The 25,070-nt window shown below is 63.0% G+C and carries 24 protein-coding genes; 16 read left to right on the top strand and 8 right to left on the bottom strand.

Features of this window, described 5'->3' with window-relative positions; all coding sequences use genetic code 11:
• The first annotated feature begins 3 nt into the window (after positions 1 to 3).
• Entirely contained in the window at positions 4 to 843 is an 840-nt protein-coding gene (locus CRO48_RS09810) for a lysophospholipid acyltransferase family protein (protein WP_097138779.1), read from the top strand.
• A 31-nt stretch (positions 844 to 874) separates the two neighbouring features.
• Here the strand turns inward: CRO48_RS09810 and CRO48_RS09805 are convergent, their stop codons facing one another.
• The gene (locus CRO48_RS09805) at positions 875 to 1,864 is read right to left on the bottom strand and encodes a hypothetical protein (RefSeq protein ID WP_097138609.1); all 990 of its coding nucleotides are present in this window, start codon (positions 1,862 to 1,864) and stop codon (positions 875 to 877) included.
• Between the two features lie 101 nt (positions 1,865 to 1,965).
• Here CRO48_RS09805 and CRO48_RS09800 point away from each other — a divergent pair, with 101 nt between their 5' ends.
• Entirely contained in the window at positions 1,966 to 2,550 is a 585-nt protein-coding gene (locus CRO48_RS09800; RefSeq protein ID WP_097138607.1) for a nitroreductase family protein, read from the top strand.
• A 10-nt stretch (positions 2,551 to 2,560) separates the two neighbouring features.
• A complete protein-coding gene (locus CRO48_RS09795) occupies positions 2,561 to 3,166 on the top strand; it encodes a flavin reductase family protein (protein ID WP_097138605.1) in 606 nt (201 codons plus the stop codon).
• A 118-nt stretch (positions 3,167 to 3,284) separates the two neighbouring features.
• On the opposite strand, the gene CRO48_RS09790 is transcribed toward CRO48_RS09795, so the two are convergent.
• The gene (locus CRO48_RS09790) at positions 3,285 to 3,938 is read right to left on the bottom strand and encodes a hypothetical protein (RefSeq protein ID WP_097138602.1); all 654 of its coding nucleotides are present in this window, start codon (positions 3,936 to 3,938) and stop codon (positions 3,285 to 3,287) included.
• Positions 3,939 to 4,079: 141 nt separating this feature from the next.
• Between CRO48_RS09790 and CRO48_RS09785 the strand changes: the two genes are divergently transcribed.
• Positions 4,080 to 5,207, top strand: a complete 1,128-nt coding sequence (locus CRO48_RS09785) for a DUF2336 domain-containing protein (RefSeq protein ID WP_097138600.1) — start codon at positions 4,080 to 4,082, stop codon at positions 5,205 to 5,207.
• A gap of 84 nt (positions 5,208 to 5,291) precedes the next feature.
• Here the strand turns inward: CRO48_RS09785 and CRO48_RS09780 are convergent, their stop codons facing one another.
• Together CRO48_RS09780 and parE are read right to left on the bottom strand one after the other, a co-directional pair.
• Positions 5,292 to 5,723, bottom strand: a complete 432-nt coding sequence (locus CRO48_RS09780) for a hypothetical protein (protein ID WP_097138598.1) — start codon at positions 5,721 to 5,723, stop codon at positions 5,292 to 5,294.
• A 137-nt stretch (positions 5,724 to 5,860) separates the two neighbouring features.
• On the bottom strand, positions 5,861 to 7,948 hold the full coding sequence (gene parE, locus CRO48_RS09775; protein WP_097138596.1) for a DNA topoisomerase IV subunit B: 2,088 nt from the start codon (positions 7,946 to 7,948) through the stop codon (positions 5,861 to 5,863).
• Between the two features lie 231 nt (positions 7,949 to 8,179).
• Here parE and CRO48_RS09770 point away from each other — a divergent pair, with 231 nt between their 5' ends.
• The 5 genes from CRO48_RS09770 (at position 8,180) to CRO48_RS09750 (ending at position 13,622) form a co-directional block, all read left to right on the top strand.
• Positions 8,180 to 9,088, top strand: coding sequence for an alpha/beta hydrolase (locus CRO48_RS09770; RefSeq protein WP_097138776.1), 909 nt, complete (start codon positions 8,180 to 8,182; stop codon positions 9,086 to 9,088).
• A 125-nt stretch (positions 9,089 to 9,213) separates the two neighbouring features.
• Positions 9,214 to 9,984, top strand: a complete 771-nt coding sequence (gene tpiA / locus CRO48_RS09765) for a triose-phosphate isomerase (protein WP_097138594.1) — start codon at positions 9,214 to 9,216, stop codon at positions 9,982 to 9,984.
• Positions 9,985 to 10,079: 95 nt separating this feature from the next.
• Complete coding sequence (secG, locus tag CRO48_RS09760; protein ID WP_097138592.1) at positions 10,080 to 10,553, top strand: preprotein translocase subunit SecG; 474 nt, start codon at positions 10,080 to 10,082, stop codon at positions 10,551 to 10,553.
• Positions 10,554 to 10,702: 149 nt separating this feature from the next.
• Positions 10,703 to 12,331 (top strand): CTP synthase, encoded by a 1,629-nt coding sequence (locus CRO48_RS09755; protein ID WP_176526707.1) that lies wholly within the window; start codon positions 10,703 to 10,705, stop codon positions 12,329 to 12,331.
• Between the two features lie 364 nt (positions 12,332 to 12,695).
• A complete protein-coding gene (locus CRO48_RS09750) occupies positions 12,696 to 13,622 on the top strand; it encodes an alpha/beta hydrolase (RefSeq protein WP_097138588.1) in 927 nt (308 codons plus the stop codon).
• A 267-nt stretch (positions 13,623 to 13,889) separates the two neighbouring features.
• Here the strand turns inward: CRO48_RS09750 and CRO48_RS09745 are convergent, their stop codons facing one another.
• From CRO48_RS09745 to CRO48_RS09730, 4 genes are read right to left on the bottom strand one after another with little or no spacing between them, the layout of a single operon-like run.
• The gene (locus tag CRO48_RS09745; RefSeq protein ID WP_097138586.1) at positions 13,890 to 14,534 is read right to left on the bottom strand and encodes a CDP-alcohol phosphatidyltransferase family protein; all 645 of its coding nucleotides are present in this window, start codon (positions 14,532 to 14,534) and stop codon (positions 13,890 to 13,892) included.
• Positions 14,531 to 14,926, bottom strand: a complete 396-nt coding sequence (locus tag CRO48_RS09740) for a hypothetical protein (RefSeq protein WP_097138584.1) — start codon at positions 14,924 to 14,926, stop codon at positions 14,531 to 14,533. The genes CRO48_RS09745 and CRO48_RS09740 overlap by 4 nt, the downstream gene beginning before the upstream one ends.
• Complete coding sequence (locus CRO48_RS09735; RefSeq protein WP_097138582.1) at positions 14,923 to 15,873, bottom strand: phosphatidate cytidylyltransferase; 951 nt, start codon at positions 15,871 to 15,873, stop codon at positions 14,923 to 14,925. Before CRO48_RS09735 ends, CRO48_RS09740 begins: the two co-directional genes overlap by 4 nt.
• Positions 15,870 to 16,502, bottom strand: coding sequence for a lysophospholipid acyltransferase family protein (locus CRO48_RS09730; RefSeq protein WP_097138774.1), 633 nt, complete (start codon positions 16,500 to 16,502; stop codon positions 15,870 to 15,872). The genes CRO48_RS09735 and CRO48_RS09730 overlap by 4 nt, the downstream gene beginning before the upstream one ends.
• A gap of 799 nt (positions 16,503 to 17,301) precedes the next feature.
• Between CRO48_RS09730 and CRO48_RS09725 the strand changes: the two genes are divergently transcribed.
• The 7 genes from CRO48_RS09725 (at position 17,302) to CRO48_RS09695 (ending at position 25,063) form a co-directional block, all read left to right on the top strand.
• Positions 17,302 to 18,192 (top strand): VOC family protein, encoded by an 891-nt coding sequence (locus CRO48_RS09725; protein WP_097138581.1) that lies wholly within the window; start codon positions 17,302 to 17,304, stop codon positions 18,190 to 18,192.
• Between the two features lies 1 nt (position 18,193).
• Entirely contained in the window at positions 18,194 to 19,033 is an 840-nt protein-coding gene (gene kdsA / locus CRO48_RS09720) for a 3-deoxy-8-phosphooctulonate synthase (RefSeq protein WP_097138578.1), read from the top strand.
• A gap of 131 nt (positions 19,034 to 19,164) precedes the next feature.
• The gene (eno, locus tag CRO48_RS09715) at positions 19,165 to 20,439 is read left to right on the top strand and encodes a phosphopyruvate hydratase (protein WP_097138577.1); all 1,275 of its coding nucleotides are present in this window, start codon (positions 19,165 to 19,167) and stop codon (positions 20,437 to 20,439) included.
• Positions 20,440 to 20,795: 356 nt separating this feature from the next.
• Positions 20,796 to 21,104, top strand: coding sequence for an FtsB family cell division protein (locus CRO48_RS09710; RefSeq protein ID WP_097138575.1), 309 nt, complete (start codon positions 20,796 to 20,798; stop codon positions 21,102 to 21,104).
• 148 nt (positions 21,105 to 21,252) lie between these two features.
• Positions 21,253 to 22,299 carry a pyruvate dehydrogenase (acetyl-transferring) E1 component subunit alpha gene (gene pdhA / locus CRO48_RS09705; protein ID WP_097138573.1) on the top strand — a complete coding sequence of 349 codons (1,047 nt, stop codon included), beginning with the start codon at positions 21,253 to 21,255 and terminating at the stop codon, positions 22,297 to 22,299.
• A gap of 19 nt (positions 22,300 to 22,318) precedes the next feature.
• The gene (locus CRO48_RS09700; protein WP_097138571.1) at positions 22,319 to 23,710 is read left to right on the top strand and encodes a pyruvate dehydrogenase complex E1 component subunit beta; all 1,392 of its coding nucleotides are present in this window, start codon (positions 22,319 to 22,321) and stop codon (positions 23,708 to 23,710) included.
• A 15-nt stretch (positions 23,711 to 23,725) separates the two neighbouring features.
• Complete coding sequence (locus CRO48_RS09695; protein WP_097138569.1) at positions 23,726 to 25,063, top strand: pyruvate dehydrogenase complex dihydrolipoamide acetyltransferase; 1,338 nt, start codon at positions 23,726 to 23,728, stop codon at positions 25,061 to 25,063.
• Positions 25,064 to 25,070 lie beyond the last annotated feature (7 nt).

The raw sequence follows: 25,070 nt of genomic DNA, 5'->3' as shown, positions 1-25,070 counted from the left end.
CCGGTGCGGTTCAAGGAACTGTCCTACGCCAATGAGAACGATCCGCGGCTGAAGCGGTGGTTCATCCGATCGATCGAGGGGCTTTCGGGCCGCAACCACTATGCTGCGCTCTATGAGCGCTGGCGGGCGGAGATCGTCGGACGCAGCGCGCGCGTGTTCGGCGAGATGCTCGAGATCATCGGCGTGAAGATGGATGTGGCGGGCGCCTGGCCGCCGCGCGACCTGCCGGATGCGCCGCTCGTCATCGTCGCCAATCATCCCTTCGGGATCGGCGACGGCATCGCCGTGCTAGCCCTCGCCGAGCAGCTCGGCCGTCCCTTCCGGGTGATGATCCACAGGGATCTGTTGAAGGTGCCGGAGATGGAGCCCTATTCGCTGCCGGTGTCGTTCGAGGAGACGAAGGAGGCGCTCGCGATCAACATGCGCACGCGCCACGAGGCGGTGCGGCTTCTCAAGGAAGGCGTGACGATCATCGTCTTTCCCGCCGGTGGCGTTGCGACGGCGAAGCGCGGCTTTGGCCGTGCCGAGGATTTGCCGTGGAAGATCTTTCCGGCCAAGCTGATCCAGGCGGCGCAGGCCAATGTGATTCCGATCTTCTTCGATGGCCAGAACGGCGCACTGTTCCACATCGCCAGCAAGATCTCGCTGACGCTGCGGCTGTCGCTTCTGATCCGCGAGTTCAAGCGGCTGTCCGGTACGACGATATCGGCGCAGATCGGGCCGATGATCGGCTGGGAACAGCTTTGTGCGATTTCCGACCGCAAGGACCTGCTGACGCGCATCTACGACGCGGTGTTCGCCATGCAGCCGCCGCGCCGTGCGCGGTTCCGGCGGACGGGATAGCGCGCGGCCACTGTTCTCATCTGTTTGACGATCAGTCGGCTTCGGTCGCCGCCTGTGCCTGCTGATCGGGCGTGTCGGCGAGAATCACTTCCACATCGGTATTCTGGCCGGCGGTCACGGTGAAGTCGCGTTGATAGATCTTGCTCTTGTTGCGGGCGACGGCCGTGTACTGGCCTTCGGCGAGCACGATGGTCGGGAAGGCGCCAACGCTTTCGCTTACGACGTCGCCCGAGGAGGTCAGGATCGACCAGGCGGTGTCGGCGATCGCTTCGCTGCCCTCTTCGGAGACGAGCTTGAGCGTCAGCTTGGCTGCGCGGTGCTGGATCGTCGCCTGAATGAGCTTTCCGGCTTCAACCTGGATGTCTGCACGAATGACGGCGTTCACCGTGCCATAGTCGGAAACGACGTGATAGGTGCCGGCGTTGAGGCGCACGACCGTGTTTGCCTTGACGTTCGGAACCACGAGACTGCGTTCGCCGTCCTCGCCGACTTCCGAAGAGTAGATGGAGAAGGTCAGTTCGTTCGGCGGGATCCGCACGTCCGATCCGGAGACCGCGTTCAGCATGAGGCCACCGGCGTCCAGCACCATGACCTGCTTGTCTACCGCGCCGGATTCGGGGACCAGCAGCTTCTTCGTCGCGGCGGCGCGGCCGAAGGCGACATTGACGAAATACTCGCCCGGAACCAGCTGGAAGACGGCAGAGCCGCCCTCCGAGGAGGCCAGAAGCGGCAGCTTGCCGTCCGCGCCCGGAATGGGAGAGAAGACCCGCCAGCTCAGCCCGTGCTGCATGGGCTTGCCGTCCTTGGTCAGCAGCGCCTCGCAATTGATCTCGCGAAAGTTCTTCGGCTCGACGTCGCCGGTCACAAGGGGATTGAAGGAGGTGAGCTTGCCGCTTTTCCGCGGTGCCGTGATCTGGGAGAAGCTATCCAGCGTGTCCTGCGCCATCGCCGGACAGGCCGACGCGATTGCGGCGCACAGGCAGAGTTTCCCCGCTAGAGCGGAAATGCGTTGGGTGGGCATGGTGAAGGTTGACTTCCTTTATCGTTGGTTCCACTTCAATGCCCGGCAAATGGCATTTTCATGGCCGACCGACGGCCGTACGTTAGTGGAACTTCCGCCTGATGAAAACCGATATCAAGCTCATCGACTATCTTTCCAACCGCCGCTCCATTCCAGCCTTCCAGATGGGCGCGCCCGGACCCGGACAAGCCGAAATCGAGCAGATGCTCAGGCTCGCCTCGCGCGTGCCCGACCACGGCAAGCTCGCACCCTGGCGCTTCATCGTCTATCGCGGCGAGGAGCGGGCGCGAATCAGCGCGCAGCTGGCGAAGATCGCGATGGCGGACAAGCCGGACCTGTCGGCCGATATGGTCACGGTCGAAAACACGCGGCTGACGCGCGCGCCGGTCGTCGTCGCCGTCGTCAGCACAGCCGCGCCGCATTTCAAAATTCCGGAATGGGAACAGCTGATGTCGGCCGGTGCGGTCTGCCTCAACCTGCTGATGGCTGCGAATGCGCACGGATACGCTTCCAACTGGTTGACCGAGTGGTTCGCCTTCGACGAGCGCGCCTACCCGATCCTCGGCGTGAAGCCGGGGGAGAAGATCGCGGGCTTCATCCATATCGGTACGGCCATGGTGCCGCCGACCGAGCGCCCGCGGCCCGATCTGAAGGAGATCGTCTCCTGGGTCGGCGAGGCGGGCTGAGGCGGCAGGAATGTTCTACGACACCACCTCCAACAAGCACGGGCTCAGCCACGATCCTTTCAAGGCGATCGTCTCGCCGCGCCCGATCGGCTGGATCGGCACTCGCGGCGCGGACGGATCGCACAATCTTGCGCCCTATTCTTTCTTCAATGCGATCAGCGACCGGCCGAAGCTCGTCATGTTTTCCTCCAGCGGCCACAAGGACAGCGTGCGCAACATCGAGGCGACGGGGATGTTCACCTGCAGCTTCGTCGGGCGCGACCTGGTCGATCAGATGAACGTGACTTCGATCGCTGCAGCTTACGGAGAAAGCGAGTTCGACATCGCGGGCCTGACGATGCAATACGGTCAGCTGGTCGAGGCGCCGTTCGTCGGCGAGGCGCTAGCCGCTCTGGAATGCCGGATGACCGAGGTGATGCGGCCGCGCACGCTGGACGGCTCGGAAAGCGAGAGCTGGGTCGTTTTCGGCCAGGTGGTCGGCATTCACATTCGCGACGAGGCGATCCGCGAGGGGCGTTTCGACATGGCAACCGCGCGGCCGATCGGGCGCATGGGCTATATGGACTACTGTGACGCCGGCGACGTCTTCGAGATGATGCGGCCGAAGCGCCCATAGGCAAAGATTGCCGGATAACAGCATTTCCAACCGTAGCGGCGTCGCTTCGGCGTCGGACAATGCGGTCGCCACTGCACTCTAGTGCAATTTTGGCGAACTGAATTTCACCGCATTTGCGCTACCGCGGTTCATCGAACGCTGCGTTGATGGCCGCCAGTTGGGCGGGTTCCAACGCCAGCCTCCCGGAAAAACCGTCGGCGCGGGCGTCGCGACAATTCTCTGCAAAGGTTGCGCCATCGCCCGGCGGCGCAACGTCATAGGCCGCCACGTCCGCTGTCCTTGCTGCAAGCAGGGTGGTCGCGCGCGCATGGGCAAATGCGGGCGTCCATTCTCCGGCGCGGTTGAAGGCGCGGGTGGCGTCGAGCGCGGCGGCGAGGGCGCGCCAATCCCAGATGATCCCGGCCAGCCGGCGTGACTTTCCGGCGCTGCCAGTCTCGGCGAACGGCGGCGGCAGCATGCCGTCGGTCCAGGCGAGGATGCGCGTGTTCCCCAGCGGAATGCCTTCCTCCGCTTCTGCCACCGACAGCAGCACGTCGAACCGCTGCAGTTCCGCGCCGGTGCGCCAGTGCTCGAGCGTCACGGCAAGCGGACGACGTCTGACAATGGCGCGCAACGCCGCTTCGTCGTCGCCGTCGAGGCGGAGGATGATGCGTTCTGCGCTCGAAAGCCCGGTAAAGGCTGCGGCACGGCAGATGATCGCGTCGGCGTCGGAGGGGATCTGCGGCGCAGCATCGTCTTCCACGAGCATCAGCGAATGAAGCGTTTCAAACATGAAGCCATTTAGTACCTGCGGGACATGCACTGCAATAACGGTTCGGCGGCGACGGCGTTAACAAACGTGGTGAACCAAACGTAATCTATTTCCAGCTAGCTTTCTCCCATCGCACAAGAATCCGAGACGCTGGGGCAAACCTTGATCATCAATGCCTTTCTCCGATGGGTGGAAACAGCCAAGGCCGGCGATCGGGCGCGGGCGGCCGGCGCCCTGGCGCGGGCTTATTCGAACGCCTCGATCGGATATGACGAGCGACATTCCGCCGAGATGGCGATGATCTTCCTGCTGGACGACCCGGCGCCGAAAGTGCGCCTGGCGCTGGCCGAGGCGCTGGCGGACTATCCGGAAGCGCCGCGTGCCGTGATCCTGCCGCTTTCGGAAGACCAGCCGGAGATCGCCGCGCAGATCATCCTGCGTTCTCCAGTGCTTACGGATGCCGATCTTGTCGATCTCGCCGCGCGCGGCAGCGATTTCACCCGTTCTCTGATTGCGCACCGGCCGAACCTGTCGCGCGCTGTCTGTGCGGCCCTGATCGAAGTCGGCAGCGTCTTCGATGCCTTGACGCTGCTCGACGGCGATACTGCTGCGATTTCGCCCCGAACGCTCAAGCGGATCTGCGAACGACATGGGGACGATGCCGAAATCCGCGCGCGCGTGCTCGATCGCGAAGACCTGCCCAGCGATGCCCGTCACGCGCTGGTGGAAAAAGTCGGGGCGGCACTGGCCGGTAGCTCGATCGTGCAAGCCGTCGTAGGCGGCAGCCGGATCACGCGGATCACCCGGGAGGCCTGCGACCTCGCCACGATCGGTTTGGCCGCAGATATCCCGCAGGCCGAACTTGCCGGCCTCGTCGAACATCTTCGCATCTCCGGCAGGCTGACCCCGGTGCTACTGATGCAGTCGCTTTGTGCGGGCCGGGTGGAATTCTTCGCCGCCGCGATCGTCAATCTTTCCGGGCAGAACGAGCGGCGCGTGCGCTCGATCCTTGCCGACGGACGTCAGGCCGCCATCTGCGCCCTGTTCGAAACGACCGGGCTTGGTGGCGACATCAGCGCGTTGTTTGCCGAGGCGGTTCTGCTTTGGCGCAACGATGCGAAGGCCGGGAGCGGTCAGATGACGGTCACGGCGCGGCTGGCCGCCAAGACACGCGAGGCGCGGAGCGCTGCGGCCGAGGCATTGCTCGACATGATCGAGGGGCTCGCGATGGCGGAGAAGCGGCAGTCGGCACGAAGCTTCGCGACGCTTGCGTCCGCCGACGCGGCGTAAGGCTTGCCTGTCATCTCGCGGGTTGGGCTTGGGTCGGGCCCATGCTGGGCTGTTGCGAGTGTGACCGGGGCCTGATGCCTGATCTCAATCCGAGAATTTCCGCACTACCCAGCTGTAGCCGTCTTCCGCATAGCGGAAGGGTTTCGCCACTGTCTCGCGCAGCGACGGCGCGTCGGGAAGGTGCTGCCGCAGCATCGTCAGCGTGCGGGATGCCAGGCCGGCATCTGTTGCCGGCGTCTCCGTTCCCAGTGTGGGCGTCGGCGCCGACGCAGCCTGACTGTCCGGCGAGGAGGCGACATCTTCCTGCGCGTCGGCGTTGTGCTGGTTGCCGTTGGTTTCGCAGACTGCCACGACCACGGGATAATTGCTGTTCTGATAGCGGGTTATCTGCGCTTCCGACTGGGCATCGCACAGCGCGACCGTCTGCCATGTGGTATCGACAGTATCGATATAGTGGCACTGGGTCACCGAATCGTCGCAGCCCAGTATGGTCATGACGATGAGAGCTGCCTTCATGGACGTTTCCTTCCTGCAAACCGGGACGCAACGTCCGCAGGGCTGCTCGCGAACGACCGGAAAGACTCGCCACGCGCGCACCGGTGGCGGTCTTAGACCCTGGCAATTCCGCGAAATTGTGGCGTGCCGAATTGCAATCAGATGTCGAGGTTTTCGGCGAAGGCCGCGCGTTCCTGGATGAAGCGGAAGCGCGCGTCGGCCTTGGTGCCCATGAGATTGTCCACCGCGTCGCGCGTGCCTTCGAAATCGACGTCGTCGACCTCGACTTTCAGCAGCGTCCGCTTTGTGGGGTCCATGGTCGTTTCCTTCAGCTGCGACGGCAGCATCTCGCCGAGGCCCTTGAAACGGCCGATCTCGACCTTGCCGCGGCCGGAGAATTCCGTTCGCATCAGCTGTTCGCGATGGGCGTCGTCGCGGGCATAGGCGACCTTGGCGCCCTGGCTGAGCCGGTAGAGCGGAGGAACGGCCAGAAAGAGATGCCCGCCTCGGATCAGATCCGGCATCTCCTGGTAGAAGAAGGTGATCAGCAGCGAGGCGATGTGTGCGCCGTCGACGTCCGCATCGGTCATGACGATGACGCGCTCGTAGCGCAGGTCTTCCTCGCGGTACTTCGACCGTGTGCCGCAGCCGAGCGCCTGGATCAGGTCGGCGAGCTGCTGGTTTGCGCCAAGCTTCTCGCGGCCGGCACTCGCGACGTTGAGGATCTTGCCGCGCAGGGGAAGGATCGCCTGGTTGGAGCGGTTGCGGGCCTGCTTGGCGGAGCCACCAGCCGAGTCGCCCTCGACGATGAAGAGTTCGGCGCCGTCGGCGGAGTTCTGCGAGCAGTCGGCAAGCTTCCCGGGAAGGCGCAGCTTGCGCACAGCCGTCTTGCGGTTGACTTCCTTTTCCTTGCGGCGGCGCACGCGCTCCTCGGCGCGCTCGATCACCCACTCCAGCAACTTTGCGGCCTCGGCCGGATTGTCGGCGAGGTAGTGGTCGAAGGGGTCGCGCAGTGCGTTTTCGACGATACGCTGGGCCTCGACGGTGGCGAGCTTGTCCTTCGTCTGGCCGACGAATTCCGGCTCGCGGATGAAGACCGACAGCATGCCGACGGCGGAGATCATCACGTCGTCGGTGGTCACGATCGCCGCGCGCTTGTTCTGCGTCAGTTCGGCATAGTTCTTCAGGCCCTTGGTGAGCGCGATACGCAGGCCCGCCTCGTGCGTGCCGCCATCGGCGGTCGGGATGGTGTTGCAGTAGGAATGGATCATGCTGTCGCCGCCATACCAGGTGACGGCCCATTCCAGCGCGCCGTGGCCGCCGGATTTCTCCGTCTTGCCGGCGAAGATCTCGCGGGTGACGGTATATTCCTTGCCAAGCGTGGCCTGGAGATAGTCCTTCAAGCCGCCGGGGAAATGGAAGACGGCCTTCTCGGGTGTTTCGGATCCTTCCTGCAGAAGGGCCGGATCGCAGCTCCAGCGGATCTCGACGCCGCCGAAAAGATAGGCTTTCGACCGGGCCATGCGGAAGACGCGGGCGGGATCGAAACGGGCGTGCGCACCGAAAATCTCCGGGTCGGGATGGAAGCGCACCTTGGTGCCGCGGCGGTTCTGGACGTCGCCGACTTCTTCCAGCGGCCCCTGCGGGACGCCGCGCGAGAAGCGCTGGCGGTAGAGCTTTCGGTTGCGGGCAACCTCGACTTCCAGATGGTCGGAGAGCGCGTTGACGACGGAGACGCCGACGCCGTGCAGGCCGCCCGAGGTCTCATAGGCCTTTCCGTCGAACTTGCCGCCGGCATGCAGCACCGTCAGGATCACTTCCAGCGTTGACTTGCCGGGCATCTGCGGGTGGTTTTCGACCGGGATGCCGCGGCCGTTGTCCGAAACGGTCAGGAAGCCTTCGGCATCGAGCGAGACCTCGATGAAGTTGGCGTGGCCGGCGACTGCCTCGTCCATCGAGTTGTCGATCACCTCGGCGAAAAGGTGATGCAGCGCCTTTTCGTCGGTGCCGCCGATATACATGCCCGGGCGCATGCGCACCGGTTCCAGTCCCTCGAGCACGCGGATCGCCGAGGCGTCATAACCGCTGCCGTCGCTCGCCGGGGTCGCCGGGCGCGCGGTTGCGGACGGTGCTGCCGCCGGAGGGACCGCAGCGGCGGGCGTGGCCGCTGCCGGCCGCGGTCCTGCGGTGGGCGCAGGCTTCTGCGTGCTGTCGAGATTGGCGAAGAGATCGTTGTTATCGTCCATCGGGCTGTTCAGACTTCGTAGCTTGCGGCCGCGGGGAAGTGGCCGTGACGGCTTGGAATTTCAAGGTTTCGCACCGGATCGGCGAATCAGCGGCAGTGTGCCAGATTTCGCGCGGTTTCGCGATTCGTTCTCCTTCGAGGCCGGCATCGCTCCGGTGAAAATGTCTGCTGCGAGGATTGCGTCGCCAGACCCGGAATGGCAAGACTTGCCGCCCGAAGGGAGCCCGACTTGATGCCGCAGTCCACAATTCATTGCCGGAAAACGCGTCTTTTGCGCGGCGCCCGGCTTGTTCTGGCCGCAATCGTCGTCTCCGCGCTGCCTGCCATGTCTGCCGCTGCCGCATCGCTGGCGCCGTGGAAAGACGAGCTCTTCGCCTATCCGGCGGTGATCGAAAGCAGCGACGGTGGCGCCATGCGCGTCGTCGATTACCAGGAAATGCGGGATATCAACGGCCGCGACCAGGTACCGGAACGCCGCGCCAAGGCGGCATACGTATCCACCGCGGTCAAGCGCGACCAGGAAAACCTGACGATTTCCACCGCGCGTGGAGCCCTGGACGTCGCCGTCACCGGAAATCGGAAGGGCGCGAGCTTCACCGTCATCTTCATCCATGGCCGCGGCGGCGATCGAAGGCTCGGTAACAACGACTGGAGCTTCGGCGGCAATTTCAACCGCCTCAAAAACCTCGCGGTGCGCAATGGCGGGGTCTACTATTCGGCAAGTGTGAAGAGCTTCGACGAGAAGGGGGCGTCGCCGATCGCAGGCCTGATCGAGGAAGCGCGACGGAATTCGCCGGACGCCCCGGTTGTGCTCTCCTGCGCCTCGATGGGCAGCTTCATCTGCTGGCAGATCGCGCGGGATCCGGAAGCGGTCAGGAATCTGGCTGGCATGATCGTGATGGGCGGCGCCACGGATCCGAACTATGCCGACAGCGCCGCCTACAAGGCGAAGTTGCCGATCTATTTCACCCATGGAGAGCGCGACAAGGTCTATGCAGCGCAAGACCAGCTTGCGCAGTTTCGCAAGCTTCTCCAGGCCGGCGTGCCGACGCAGTTCGTGCTCTTCAGTACCGGTTCGCACGGGACGCCGGTCCGGATGACGGACTGGCGCGAAGCGCTGAACTGGCTTTTCGCGCATTGAACGACGTGCATTGAATGAATTGAGTGAAATGGGCGTGACGGTGACGGGATGCGGTGCAGCACCCTTACAATGACCGCGCCGGTTTGCTAGGTGCACGGAACCGAACGTAACCTTGAGGAGGCAAGATGACCCCGGATGTGACCCCGCTTGTAGCCGGAAACTGGAAAATGAACGGCACGCGCGCTTCGTTGAACGAGATCAAGGCGATGGCGGAGGGTGTGAAGGGAGCACTTTCGGAGAAGGTCGAGGCGCTGATCTGCCCGCCGGTGACTCTGCTCTACGTCTCGACGGCGCTCTGCGACGACAGCCCGCTCCTGATCGGTGCGCAGGACTGCCACCATAAGGTTTCCGGGGCGCATACGGGTGATGTGTCTGCGGAGATGATCGCGGATTGCTTCGGCACCCACGTCATCGTCGGCCATTCGGAGCGGCGCACCGACCATGGCGAGTCCGATGCGCTGGTGCGTGCCAAGGCGGAAGCCGCCCACGCGGCCGAACTCGTCGCGATCGTCTGCATCGGGGAGACGGAGGCGGAGCGTAGGGCAGGCAGGACCCTCGACGTTCTGAAGACGCAGCTCGCGGGCTCGGTCCCGGATGGTGCTGCGGCGGAAAACACCGTCATCGCCTACGAGCCCGTCTGGGCGATCGGGACCGGGCTGACGCCGACTACGGCCGATGTCGCAGAGGCCCATGCCTTCATGCGCGAGGAGCTGAAGGCGCGGTTCGGCGAGGAGGGCGCGAAGATGCGCATTCTCTACGGCGGTTCGGTCAAGCCAGGCAATGCAAAGGAGTTGATGGCAGTCGCAAACGTCGACGGCGCGCTGGTCGGCGGTGCGAGCTTGAAATCCGACGACTTCCTTGCCATCTACCGGGCATACGAGGAACTGGTGGCCTGAAGCCGGCTTTTGCCGGGTGGGGCTTGGAATGACGGGCGGCTTGGTATATTGAGCCGCCAATCTCTTTCTCTGTGCCTTCGGGCAGGGTTCAAAATATGCAGACCGTTTTGCTTGTCATCTATCTCATGGTCGTCGTGGCGCTGATCGGCATCGTGCTGATCCAGCGGTCGGAAGGCGGCGGTCTCGGTATCGGCGGCGGCTCCGGCTTCATGTCGGCCCGAGGTGCTGCGAACGCACTGACGCGCACCACCGCCATCCTCGCTACGCTGTTCTTCGTTCTGGCGCTCGGCATGGGCATCCTGTCGCGCTACGAATCCAAGCCGACGGATATCCTCGACAGGATTCCCGGCACCACGGGCGATGGCAACGGTGTTCTCAATTCGCTCGGAGGCGAGGCGCCGCCGCCGGCAGCTCCGCAGGCTCCGGCGCAGGAAAGCAATGGCGTTCCGACAGACGGCGGCACGGCGCCTGCGATCAACACCGCTCCGGCGACCGGGGCAGCCCCGCAGGGCGGCACTGCCGCTCCCGCCGCCCCGGCTCCGAACACGGACGTTCCGACCGGGCAGTAAGCGGACGAAATGATGTGAACCGGCCGGCAGGCGATAAGCCCGCCGGCCTTCTTCTTGTGTAGACCAGTGACAATCCTCCACGGAAAGTTTGCCGAACAGGCGATTTTTCGGTGGCGGAATCATTTATGAAAAGGTATCCGGTGACTCCCATGGCGCGATATGTATTCATCACTGGCGGCGTGGTTTCCTCTCTCGGAAAAGGAATTGCGGCCGCCGCTCTCGGAGCGTTGCTTCAGGCCCGTGGCTACCGGGTCAGGCTGCGCAAGCTGGACCCCTATCTCAACGTCGATCCTGGCACGATGAGCCCGACGCAGCATGGCGAAGTCTTCGTCACCGACGACGGCGCGGAGACCGACCTCGATCTCGGTCATTACGAGCGCTTCACCGGCCGCTCGGCAAACAAGACCGACAACATCACCACCGGCCGCATCTACAAGAACATCATCGACAAGGAACGCCGCGGCGACTATCTCGGCGCGACCGTGCAGGTCATTCCGCACGTCACGAATGAAATCAAGAACTTCGTCACCGAAGGCAACGAGGATTACGATTTCGTGCTGTGCGAGATCGGCGGCACGGTCGGCGACATCGAGGCCATGCCGTTCATGGAGGCGATCCGGCAGCTCGGCAACGACCTGCCGCGCGGCACCGCCGTCTACGTCCACCTCACGCTGATGCCCTATATCCCGGCGGCCGGCGAACTGAAGACCAAGCCGACGCAGCATTCCGTCAAGGAACTGCAGGCGATGGGCATCCATCCCGACATCCTGCTGGTGCGGGCCGACCGGGAAATTCCGGAAGCCGAGCGCAAGAAGCTGTCGCTGTTCTGCAACGTGCGCCCCACTGCCGTCATCCAGGCGCTCGACGTCGCGTCGATCTACGACGTGCCGCTCGCCTATCACAAGGAAGGCCTCGACGACGAGGTGCTGGCCGCCTTCGGCATCGAGCCGGCTCCGAAGCCGCGGCTGGAGGCCTGGCAGAAGGTGTCCGATCGCATCCATACGCCGGAAGGCGAGGTGACGATCGCCATCGTCGGCAAGTACACGGGGCTGAAGGACGCCTACAAGTCGCTGATCGAGGCCCTCTATCACGGCGGCATCGCCAACCACGTCAAGGTGAAGCTCGACTGGATCGAATCGGAGGTTTTCGAGAAGGAAGATCCGGCTCCGTATCTGGAGAAGGTGCACGGCATCCTTGTTCCCGGCGGCTTCGGCGAGCGCGGTTCGGAAGGCAAGATCCAGGCGGCGAAGTTCGCCCGCGAGCGCAAGGTGCCCTATTTCGGCATCTGCTTCGGCATGCAGATGGCGGTCGTGGAAGCCGCCCGCAATCTTGCCGGTATCGAAAAGGCATCTTCGACCGAGTTCGGCAAGACCGAGGAGCCGGTGGTTGGCCTCATGACGGAATGGGTCAAGGGCAACGAATTGCAGAAGCGGAGCGCATCCGGCGATCTCGGCGGCACCATGCGGCTCGGCGCCTATCGGGCGGGCTTGAAGGCGGGAACGAAGATTGCCGAGATTTACGGTACCACCGACATCTCCGAACGCCACCGCCATCGCTACGAGGTCAATGTCGACTACAAGGACAGGCTGGAAAACTGCGGGCTGGTGTTCTCCGGCATGTCGCCGGACGGCGTCCTGCCGGAAACGGTCGAATATCCGGACCATCCCTGGTTCATCGGCGTGCAGTATCACCCCGAGCTGAAGAGCCGTCCGCTGGACCCGCATCCGCTGTTCGCAAGCTTCATCGAAGCTGCCCTGGAACAGTCGCGGCTCGTCTGAGACAGTTTTCCACTGCAACAACAATTGCACGGCAGAGCTGCCCCAGATTCTAACCGAAATGTGGAAACCCGGTAGATACCGATGCCAATTCCCTTTTGGCATCGGTGTTTCAGGTGGTTTGTCTGCATACTCACCTGCCGTGGAATGGCGGTTTGCAACGTCGTAAATTCAGTCGCAACACCGTCGTTTTGAATGGGATTTTTGCGCCGAAATGCTGGCAGCTTTACAGCTTTACCAAAACCGCCATTCTCGGCTGTCACGGTTCATTAAGTACAAATGCAATCGATAAGATTTTAGCCTTATTGCCGCGCATGTATGCCACTAACCCTCCGCGCCATAGTAGTGCTGCACGCGGAGGTTTCACATGCGTCGCTGTTTTCTGAATACCCTACTGATAGCCGTCATCGCTGGCTTCAGCGTCTCCAGCGGTCCGACCCACATCTACGCGCAGTCGGGTCCAAAAGCTCAGTTGGGAGAGGGGCGCGCATACGAGATCATCGATAGTGAAGTCTGGGATGTCCCCGATCCGGTTTCTGGTCGCGGTTACCAAGTCTTCGTCGCCTTGCCGCCGTCCTATGCGAAGGAACCGCAGCGGCGCTACCCCGTGCTTTATGTCACCGATGCTGACTACGCTTTCCCGATCATCCGACAGATCAGCCGCCGCCTGAACGTCGAAGGGCCCCGGATCGAGGAATTCATTCTTGTCGGTTTGTCTTATGGAATCGGTGAGGATGCCAAGGTCAGCCGTCAGCGCGACTACACCCCCACGTCGAACGGTCCAAGGAGCGCACCTGCTGGTGCGATCCATGGGCAAGGACGGGCCTATCAGCGATATCTGGGTGATCAGGTGAAACCCTTCATCGCCGCCCGCTACCGGACCGATCCCGCCAGATCGCTCTTCCTTGGCCACTCCTACGGTGCTTTGCTTGGTGCACAGATCCTATTCACTGAACCCGGCCTGTTTAGCGGCTATATCCTCGGTAGCCCCTCTCTCTGGTACGACAAACGCCACGCATTGAAGCTTGAAACAGACTACGCCACGCAGAACAAGGACCTGCCGGCGAAGGTCTATCTCTATGTCGGCTCCTTTGAGGCCAAGCGCAAAGGCGACCGGTGCTACAACCAGACCGTAGATATGGTCTCCGACAATCGGGCTTTGGAGGCGGCGTTGGAGAGCAGAAAGTATCCGAACCTGCAATTGAAGTCGGTGGTCCTGGACGATGAGGATCACCTCACAGTCGCACCGCGCGGCTTCACGCAGGGCTTGAAGTACCTTCTGACCGTGCGCTGACAAATCGCATGGAAAACTGGAACGAAGCTTGTCGCACAATTCCTCACTTTTACGACAGAATCACCGGCACTCAATTTTCAGGCAAATTTCTGTTGCAAAACTCAATCGCAAAAGCCTGAGTTTGGTGGAAGATATTCCACATTTTAGTCATGGGCTGGCAGAGTTTCCGAGCCTTTCTGTTTGTCGGGAGCGGTTTGCGCGGCGCCGTCGTGAGGGCGAGGGCCGAAGTGGGCGTAGTAGCGGCTGTTTTCGCGTAGAACAGGTCTCTCAGCGCTTACCTTTGAGGTGGCGAACGAGCTTGCGTCCGCGGCGCATGGCCGTCAGTGCGGCCCCGACCGCGACGATCCAGAGCGCCGTGTCCATGACTGTCAGTTGCCGTTCCCACACCGTTGCAAATGCCGCGAGGACGGCTGCGGCGGTCATCACGGCCATCCGGTGCTGCTTGGCCATCGGACCGGAGAAGTCGCCGGGCGCTCCTGCGGCACGGCCGAGTTCGCGAACATATGCAGTCAATACGGCGAAGGCAGCGGCTGCCCAGCCGAGCGCAGGTGAGCTGATCCCATATCCGGCACCGGCAAGGATGAGGATGTCGGCGACGCGGTCGGGAAACTCGTTCCAGAACGGCCCATCGGCCTGCCCCTTGCCGCCCTCCACTGCGACCATGCCATCGAAGAGATTGCAGAGGAGCCGCAGCTGGCAGGAGAGGGCGGCGGCGATCAGGAGCAGGGCTGCGATAATCCCCTCCTGCTGCCCGGACAGCCAGAAGCAAAGACCGGCGATCGCCGCCGCCACCATGCTCGCCTGCGAGATCTGGTTCGGCGTGATCGATCGCTTTGCCAGCCATTGCGCCGTAGAACGTGCCCAGCGGGTGTCGCGGCTGGAAAGGGGGCGGCGGTCTCCGCTCTCTGTCATGGCGATCCCTGTTCCTTTCGATGAAGCGAATAGTTGTATGAGGCGGCATAGCTGGCCGAGACCAGCAGCGGAACGGCGATCGTGCGCAGGATTTCTGGCGTGCCGGCGATGCGATGGATCAATGCCAGCGCCGTCCCCGACACGGCAATCACGAGCGCCGGCGGCAGCCAGAGCCTTCCTGCGCCGGTGACGATCCGGGCCAGCCTCTCGATCGCCTTCTTGAGAAAGAGCGTGATTGCAGCAGACATCGCGCCCTGCACGGCCCCGGCAAGCAGCATCTGCGCCGGCGCGTGGCCGCGGTTGGCAAGGATCGCCCAGCCTCCCATGGCCACGAAGGCCACGCCCATGTGGACGGCGCTGCTCTGCGCAAGCGGGCGCGCGTTGCCGTTCATGTCAGCGACCACCCGTAGCGGACGATGTGGAAGAAGATGGGAGCGGAGAAGATCACCGAATCGAGCCGGTCGATCAGACCGCCGTGTCCCTCGACGATATGTCCCCAGTCCTTGACGCCGCGGTCGCGCTTGATGGCCGACATGACCAGCCCGCCAAAGAAGCCCATCAGTGTGATCACAAGCGCCATCAGGCCCGCTTGCAGCGGGGAAAACGGCGTGATCCACCACAGTGCTGCACCGATCAGCGTGGCACTTGCGACACCGCCGACAAAGCCCTCGACCGTCTTGGAGGGCGACAGTTTCGGGGCGATCTTGTGCCGGCCGAAGATCTTGCCCCAGACATACTGGAGCACGTCGCTCATCTGGACGACGATTACCAGGAAGGCGATCAGCAGCACGTTTCGCCCCTCGTAATCGGGAATCTGCAGCGTCAGCAGCGCCGGCACGTGGGATACGCAGAACACGCAGATCATCAGGGCCCACTGCACCTCGGCGACGCGGTCGAGGAAGCGCTCGGTATCGCCCCGAAGCACCGAGACGATCGGCATCAGCAGGAAGGCATAGACCGGAATGAAGATGGCATAGAGCCCGTACCAGTCGGTCGCGACGAGGTAATACTGGATCGGCAGCACCACGAAGAATGCGGCTGCAAGCGCCCAATGGTCGGCCCGGCGGGTGCGGGTCAGGGTGACGAACTCGCGAAGGGCGGCAAAAGAGCAGAAGGCGAAGAGCGCAATGACGCCCGCGCGGCCCGCCAGAAAGGCAAGGCCCAGAAGCGCGACCATCACCCACCAGGCATAGATGCGGGCGTTCAGGTTTTCGATTCCGGCGTTCGTGCCATTGGGAGACAGCCTGCGCTGCAGCACCTGGCCGATCACGGTTGCCATCACCAAAAACACGACGATGCCGAATACCAGGGTGAGGAGTTGGGAGCGCGGGTCGGTCATGGGGTCTCGCCTGCATGCGGGGAAAGCGAAAGAAGTGCTGAGCGCGCGCGATCGAGAAAGGGTTCCTTCGCCTCGCCGTCGCGCAGTCGCAACGGCGGCCCGAAGCTTACCGTGCAGATGAGGGGCACCGGAACGAACTCTCCCTTCGGCATTACGCGATTGAGATTGCTGATCCAGACCGGCACGAACTCGACATCGGGGCGGGACCGCGCCAGATGATAGATGCCGCTCTTGAAGGGCAGCAATGGATCGTCGCCCTGATTGCGCGTGCCTTCCGGAAAGAGGATCAGCGAGGCGCCGCCATCGAGCGTTTGCGCCATGCAGGCGATCGGATCCTCCGTGCGCGTCTCGCGCTCGCGTTCGATCAGCACCGCATTGAACACGTCCCTGCCGATGAAGCGGGTCAGCCAGGATCTGAGCCAGTACTCCGCACCCGCGACCGGGCGTGTCACACGCCGCAATCGGGGCGGCAGAACGGTCCAGATCAGGATGAAATCGCCATGGCTGCTGTGATTGGCGAAATAGACGCACTGGCGTGTCGGCGGGCCGTCGTGTGACCAGATGGCCCGCACAGCGGTCACCGCGCGGGCGAACAGCAGGATGAGCGCGGACACGGCGGGAGCGGCCATGGCGCGAAGGAGGCTTCCTGCTGTCTTTCCGCCCGGCGGCGGCGAATTCTCGATGGTCGTCACTGTTGCGTTACCCGCATCGTTTGTCTTGCATTTTGTGGGCCGGTCATTGGAGGCTTGCGCGTCCTGTCGCTTACGTTTGATACCGAAGCATTATTCCCCCTCGACCGGCGTTCAGGCGAAGGAACCTCGCAGCATCGCGCAGCCTGACATCAACCGTCAGGGGAGGCTGCGGGGTTCGCTCGAATCGTTGCCACTTCAGCCCACAACATATACTTTTCCGGCAGGTCGGATGCCATCTGCAGTTGGGTCGCGCGACTGGACCGCCGCGCACCGCCAACTAGTTGCCGGCGGAAAACGTCATGTCCCCCGCCGGCAATCCGGCTTGTTCAGCCGGCGGCGACGGTCCGGCAATAATTGTCGGGTGAAGTCGCCGATCTGGTTCGAGCCCCGACAGATGCTTGCCTGGGCGGAAATGAAGATTGCGGGTATCCGCGCGGCCTGCGCGCAACGCTGGAACTATGTAAATATTTAACCAAATCAGTGGCTTCGCAACCTGGCGTCGCTGTTGCCAGCAGAGGCTTTGGACGACGAATTGTCAAAACGTAGATCGAAGTTGACACCCAGAATCCCGTACAATCAACAACTTTGTGGATGCTTTCCCGTTGAAATGCAGCTTTACGTTACGGAAGGGCGAGCGAGAGGGGCACCCAAACGCGCGTCGGAAACCCGCGCACCCTTGCATTGGCGAAGCAAAAAGGGCAAAGCACCCGCGGATGAATGAGCTCGGATCGCCAGCATGACAGCGAAGCCTACGACCGCCCGCCTGATCGACCATCTCGTTCTGCCGGTTGCCGAGCTTTCGATCGCGCGCGAGCGGCTGACGCGGCTGGGCTTCACGGTGGCGGCGGATGCGCGGCATCCCTTCGGAACCGAGAACTGCTGCATATTCCTGCCCGACGGCAGCTATCTGGAACCCCTTGGCATCGCCAATCGCGAGGAGTGTGAGGAGGCGGCGCGCAACGGAAACGAATTCGTGGCGCGCGACCAGTCTTTCCGCTTCCGTCGCGGCATGGATGGCTTTTCCGCGATTGCGATGGCGACGAACGACGCGCGTGACGATGACCGGCGCTTTGCCGGACAAGGCTTTTCGACCGGCCGCATGCTTGAATTCTCGCGCGAGATGCAACTCCCCGATGGCGGCAGTGCGACGGGCAGCTTTCGTCTTGCCTTCGCCGCCGACAGGCGGGCGCCTGACTTCTTCTTCTTTTCCTCCCAGCGCGTCGTCGCGCTTCCGTCCGACCGCAGCGCGCTCGAGCAGCATGCAAACGGCGTGGATGCTCTTTCGGAAGTGGTTCTGTCCGAGCAGAACCCCACGGATTTCCAGTATCTCGTACAGGCTGCTGCCGACGAACGCGCGGTGGAAGCGCACTCTTTCGGCATGAGCGTGGATACGCCGCGCGGACGCATTACCGTACTCAATCCTGCCGGAATGAAGGGCTTCTATGGCATCGAACTTCCGCAAACCGATCGCGGCTTGAAGGGGGCAGCTGTCGTCTTCCGCGTGAAGGATCTGGCGCGTTGCAGGGCCAGGATGGAAGAGAACGATATCGAATTCACCGAGCTTGGCGGTCGCCTGCTCGTTGCGCCCGCTCCCGGGCAGGGCGCGCTTTTTGTGTTTGGAGAGTAAGATGGAAACCAATGCAGTCGTCACCGCCGGGGAAGGCAAAGGCAAGGTCACCTTCTCGCAGAAGGACAAGCTGACGCTGATCGCCGGCCCGTGCCAGATGGAAAGCCGGGACCATGCCTTCATGCTCGCCGGCACGCTCGTGGAGATGTGTCGCAAGCTTGGCCTTGGCCTCGTCTACAAGTCATCCTTCGACAAGGCCAATCGCACGTCGATTTCCGGCAAGCGCGGCATCGGCCTGGAAAAGGCGGTGGAGATTTTCGCCGACCTGAAGGCGGAGTTCGGTTTTCCGGTGCTGACGGATGTCCATACCGAAGAGCAGTGCGGCCTGGTCGCGCCGACCGTCGATATCCTGCAGATTCCGGCATTCCTGTCGCGGCAGACGGATCTGCTCGTCGCGGCTGCGAAGACCGGTCGCGTCATCAACGTCAAGAAGGGCCAGTTCCTCGCTCCCTGGGACATGAAGAACGTGCTGGCGAAGTTTACCCAGAGCGGCAATCCGAACGTCCTGCTGTGTGAGCGCGGCGCCTCCTTCGGCTACAATACGCTCGTGTCCGATATGCGCTCGCTGCCGATCATGGCCTCGCTGGGCGCGCCTGTGGTCTTCGACGCCACGCACTCGGTCCAGCAGCCGGGCGGGCAGGGCGGTTCCTCCGGCGGCCAGCGCGAATTCGTGGAAACCCTGGCGCGAGCCGCCGTCGCCGTCGGCGTCGCCGGCGTCTTCATCGAGACGCACGAGGATCCGGACAACGCGCCTTCGGACGGTCCGAACATGGTGGCGATCAAGGATCTGCCGAGGCTGCTGGAAAAGCTGCTCGCATTCGACGCGATCGCGAAGGCATGACGGCGTCATCATGCTGGTGTCACACCGCTGCGTTAGCCCGGCACCGACCCGCTTGCATTTCCATCAGCTTCGATTAAGAGATTTCAATCGATTAAAATCGCTGACCCCTTCATGAACCAGGGAAGAGTACCATGACCGCAATCATCGACATCATCGGCCGCGAAATCCTCGACAGCCGCGGCAACCCGACCGTCGAAGTGGATGTTCACCTCGAAGACGGCAGCTTCGGCCGCGCGGCGGTTCCTTCCGGTGCCTCCACCGGCGCGCATGAGGCGGTCGAGCTTCGCGACGGCGGAACCCGCTACCTCGGCAAGGGCGTCGAGCGCGCGGTCGAGGCCGTCAACGGCGAAATCTTCGAGGCGGTCGGCGGCCTCGATGCGGAAAACCAGATCCTGATCGACCAGACGATGATCGAGCTGGACGGCACGGCGAACAAGGCCCGCCTCGGCGCCAACGCCATCCTGGGCGTTTCGCTCGCCGTTGCCAAGGCTGCGGCCGAATCGGCCGGTCTGCCGCTCTACCGTTATGTCGGTGGCCCGAACGCCCGCATCCTGCCGGTTCCGATGATGAACATCATCAACGGCGGCGCGCACGCCGACAACCCGATCGACTTCCAGGAGTTCATGATCGTTCCGGTCGGCGCCGACAACATCCGCGACGCCGTCCGCATGGGTTCGGAAGTGTTCCACACCCTCAAGAAACAGCTGTCGGCCGGCGGCTTCAACACCAATGTCGGCGACGAGGGCGGCTTTGCTCCAAACCTCGAATCGGCTCCGGCTGCGCTCGACTTCATCATGAAGTCGATCGAGAAGGCCGGTTACAAGCCGGGCGACGACATGTTCATTGCGCTCGACTGCGCCTCGACCGAGTTCTTCAAGGACGGCAAGTACGTTCTCGAAGGCGAGGGCCGCACGCTGGAACCGGGCGCCATGGCCGAGTACCTTGCCGAGCTTTCCGCCAAGTACCCGATCTTCTCGATCGAGGACGGCATGGCCGAGGACGACTGGGATGGCTGGAAGGCGCTGACGGACAAGATCGGCGGCAAGGTGCAGTTGGTCGGCGACGACCTGTTCGTCACCAACTCCTCGCGCCTGCGCGACGGCATCAAGATGGGAGTCGCCAACTCGATCCTCGTCAAGGTCAACCAGATCGGTTCGCTGTCGGAAACGCTCGACGCCGTAGAGACCGCGCACAAGGCAAGCTACACCGCCGTTATGTCGCACCGCTCGGGCGAGACCGAGGATTCCACCATCTCCGACCTTGCTGTTGCCACCAACTGCGGCCAGATCAAGACCGGCTCGCTGGCGCGCTCCGACCGCACCGCCAAGTACAACCAGCTGATCCGTATCGAGGAGCAGCTTGGGCCGCAGGCGAAGTACGCCGGCCGCTCGATCCTGCGCGGTTGAGGCTGGCATAATTTGGGGTGATGCCGGAGGGGATCCATTCGGCATTTTTGCCCCTCACCCCAACCTTCTCCCCGCAAGCGGGGAGAAGGGACGCGGTATAAGCCGTAGACGTCCCGGCATTTGCGCCGAATTGGTCGTCGGTCTGCCTTGGGCAGCCTATCCTCTTTCGACTATTTGAACCTCTGGGTTAGCGACGTTTCGACGCCATGCCGCCCTTAGCCCCGCTCGCGGGAAGAAGGAGCCTGGCAGGGCGGGCTCGCCTCCGTCATGAACCCCATCGGCAATCCCGTCATGGTCAACGCTCGGTTAACCGATGCGCGCTACAGTGCCTACGTACTGCGTATCGGGACCTTTCCATGTGGACCAAGCATCATAAGAAACGCCGGCTCGGTCGGTTTGTCGTACCGGCGATCACGGTCGCCTTCCTGTCCTATTTCAGCTATCATTCTGTCCATGGCGAGTTCGGTCTGCGCGCGATGGAGCAGTTCGAGCGCACGCGCATCACGCGTCAGGCGCGCCTTGATGTGCTTGTCGAGGAGCGCACGCGGCTTGAGCGCGAGGTCGCGCTGATGAGCGATGGCTCGCTCGAGCGCGACATGCTGGACGAGAAGGCGCGCTTTTCGCTTAACATGTCAAGAGCCGACGAAATCGTCATTTTCCACTGATCAGTACGATTAACCGGAAACAGGTTAATCTAAGTTATTGTATAAAAATCAAATGTTTAGGATGAATGATAGCCATGCAAATATAGCATTGCTGATGCCTCATTCTTCCCCTATGTTTGCCGCAAAGGCATAACTCGGGGAGGATTGTATGGCTCCGCGCAAAACCGCGTCCGTATCGAGCCGCAAGTCTGCGGTAAAGCCTGTGAAAAAAGATTTCAACGGCGGCACGTTTGCCGACTTTTCCAAGGATGAGGATCTCAACGCGTATCGCGAGATGCTGCTGATCCGGCGTTTCGAAGAGAAGGCCGGCCAGCTCTACGGCATGGGCTTCATCGGCGGCTTCTGTCACCTCTACATCGGCCAGGAGGCCGTCGTGGTCGGCATGCAGATGGCGCTGAAGGAAGGCGACCAGGTCATCACAGGCTATCGCGACCACGGCCACATGCTTGCCTGCGGCATGAGCGCGCGCGGTGTGATGGCGGAGCTAACCGGACGCCGGGGCGGCCTTTCCAAGGGCAAGGGCGGCTCCATGCACATGTTCTCCAAGGAGAAGCATTTCTATGGCGGCCACGGCATTGTCGGCGCGCAGGTTTCGCTCGGTACGGGCCTTGCCTTCGCCAACCGCTACCGCGGCAACGACAATGTTTCGCTGACCTATTTCGGCGACGGCGCGGCCAACCAGGGGCAGGTCTACGAGAGCTTCAACATGGCCGCTCTCTGGAAGTTGCCGGTGATCTACATCATCGAGAACAACCGGTACGCCATGGGTACGGCCGTTTCGCGCGCTTCTGCCCAGACCGATTTCTCCCAGCGCGGCGCCTCCTTCAACATCCCCGGCTATCAGGTCGACGGCATGGACGTCCGTGCGGTCAAGGCGGCTGCCGACGAGGCGGTCGAGCATTGCCGGACCGGCAAGGGGCCGATCATCCTCGAGATGCTCACCTATCGCTATCGCGGCCACTCGATGTCCGACCCGGCCAAGTACCGCTCGAAGGACGAAGTGCAGAAGATGCGCTCCGAGCACGATCCGATCGAACAGGTGCGTGCGCGCCTGCTGGAGAAGAAGTGGGCTTCCGAGGACGAGCTGAAGCAGATCGACAAGGACGTCCGTGACGTCGTTGCCGATTCGGCCGATTTCGCCCAGTCCGATCCGGAGCCGGATGCATCCGAGCTCTACACCGATATTCTGATCTGATCCGGGCGGAGGAAACACCATGCCAATCGATATTCTCATGCCCGCCTTGTCGCCGACAATGGAAGAGGGCACGCTTTCCAAGTGGCTCAAGAACGAGGGCGACGCGGTCAAGGCTGGCGACGTCATCGCCGAGATCGAGACCGACAAGGCGACCATGGAAGTGGAAGCCGTCGACGAGGGTACGATCGCCAAGATCGTCGTGCCGGCCGGTACCGAGAACGTGAAGGTCAATACGCTGATCGCGCTTCTTGCTGAAGAGGGCGACGACGTCGACCAGCTCGGCAAGGGCGTCGGCCAGGACGAGGTCGCAGCCGGCGCCAAGGGCGCCGAGGTCGAGGCTCCGTTGGCGGCGCAGGCCGCCCCTGCCTCCGTTCCCGCAGCGCCGAAGACTGAAGTTGCTGCCGATCCGGATATTCCGGCCGGCACCGAGATGGTCTCCACCACGGTGCGCGAAGCGCTCCGCGATGCCATGGCTGAGGAAATGCGCCGCGACGGCGACGTCTTCGTCATGGGCGAGGAAGTGGCCGAGTACCAGGGCGCCTACAAGATCACACAGGGGCTCCTGCAGGAGTTCGGCGCCAAGCGCGTCATCGACACACCGATCACCGAGCACGGCTTTGCCGGTGTCGGCGTCGGAGCCGCGATGACCGGCCTGCGGCCGATCGTGGAGTTCATGACCTTCAACTTCGCCATGCAGGCGATCGACCAGATCATCAACTCGGCAGCCAAGACGCTCTACATGTCCGGCGGCCAGATGGGCGCCCCGATCGTCTTCCGCGGCCCGAACGGTGCTGCCGCCCGCGTCGCCGCCCAGCACTCGCAGTGCTATGCCGCCTGGTACAGCCATATCCCGGGCCTCAAGGTCGTCATGCCCTATACGGCAGCCGACGCGAAGGGCCTGCTGAAGGCTGCGATCCGCGATCCGAACCCGGTCATCTTCCTGGAAAACGAGATCCTCTACGGCCAGCACTTCGACGTGCCGAAGCTCGATGATTTCGTGCTGCCGATCGGCAAGGCGCGCATCCACAAGGCCGGCAAGGACGCGACCGTCGTTTCCTTCGGCATCGGCATGACCTATGCGACGAAGGCGGTTGCCGAACTCGAGAAGGACGGCATCGACGTCGAACTGATCGACCTGCGCACGATCCGCCCGATGGACCTGCCGACGATCATCGAATCGGTGAAGAAGACCGGCCGCCTCGTCACCGTCGAGGAAGGCTATCCGCAGAGCTCGGTTGGCACCGAGATTGCCACGCGCGTCATGCAGCAGGCGTTCGACTATCTCGATGCGCCGATCCTGACGATCGCCGGCAAGGATGTGCCGATGCCCTACGCCGCCAACCTCGAGAAGCTCGCGCTTCCGAACGTCGGCGAAGTCGTCCAGGCGGTGAAGACCGTCTGCTACAAGTAACGGGAGGGCGGAGACATGCCGATCAACATCACCATGCCTGCCCTGTCGCCGACCATGGAAGAGGGCAATCTCTCGAAGTGGCTGGTCAAGGAAGGTGACGCCGTCAAGTCGGGCGACGTCATCGCCGAGATCGAAACTGACAAGGCGACGATGGAAGTCGAGGCCGTAGACGAGGGCACCGTTGCCAAAATCGTCGTTCCGGCCGGCACCGAAGGCGTCAAGGTCAACTCGCTGATCGCGATCCTTGCCGCCGATGGAGAGGACGTGAAGGCGGCCGCAAGCGCCGGCGGCGATGCGCCGGCGCCGAAGGCTGAGGCGGCACCTGCCGCTTCGCCGGAGCCCGCAGCCAAGAGCGAACCCGCTCCGGCTCAAGCCGCACCGGCACCGGCTGTCGCTTCTGCCTCCAAGGCAGACGGCAACCGCACCTTCTCTTCCCCACTGGCACGACGCCTCGCCAAGGAAGCCGGTCTGGACATTTCCGCGATCGCGGGCTCCGGCCCGCATGGCCGCGTCGTCAAGGCCGATGTCGAGGCTGCCGTTTCCGGCGGTGGCGCGAAGAAGGCGGCAACGCCTGCTGCCGCTGCAGCTGCGCCTGCCGCACCGCTGGCTAAGGGCGCCTCCGACGATGCGGTCCTGAAGCTGTTCGAGGATGGCTCCTACGAGCTTGTGCCGCACGACGGCATGCGCAAGACGATCGCCCGCCGGCTGGTGGAATCCAAGCAGACCGTGCCGCACTTCTACGTTTCGGTCGATTGCGAACTCGATGCACTGATGGCGCTGCGGTCGCAGCTCAATTCCGCAGCACCCGAGCGGGACGGCAAGCCGGCCTACAAGCTCTCGGTCAACGACATGGTCATCAAGGCCATGGCGCTAGCGCTACGGGATGTGCCGGACGCCAACGTCTCCTGGACGGAGCAGGCGATGGTCAAGCACAAGCACGCCGACGTCGGCGTCGCCGTGTCGATCCCCGGCGGTCTGATCACGCCGATCATCCGCCACGCGGAGACCAAGAGCCTGTCGGCCATCTCCAACGAGATGAAGGACCTCGGCAAGCGCGCCAAGGAACGCAAGCTGAAGCCCGAGGAATACCAGGGTGGCACGACGTCCGTCTCCAACATGGGCATGATGGGCGTGAAGAACTTCGCCGCCGTCATCAATCCGCCGCATGCGACGATCCTTGCGGTCGGCGCGGGCGAGCAGCGCGTCGTGGTGAAGAACGGCGAGATCGCCATCGTCCAGGCGATGACGGTCACGCTTTCGACCGATCACCGCTGTGTCGACGGCGCGCTCGGGGCAGAACTGCTGGGCGCCTTCAAGCGCTACATCGAGAACCCGATGGGGATGCTCGTCTAACGGAGTG

The sequence above is a fragment of the Rhizobium subbaraonis genome, from assembly GCF_900220975.1.
Taxonomy (GTDB): domain Bacteria; phylum Pseudomonadota; class Alphaproteobacteria; order Rhizobiales; family Rhizobiaceae; genus Mycoplana; species Mycoplana subbaraonis.
The sequence above is the reverse complement of the archived record's forward strand: the minus strand, read 5'-3'. Positions and strand labels throughout refer to the sequence as shown.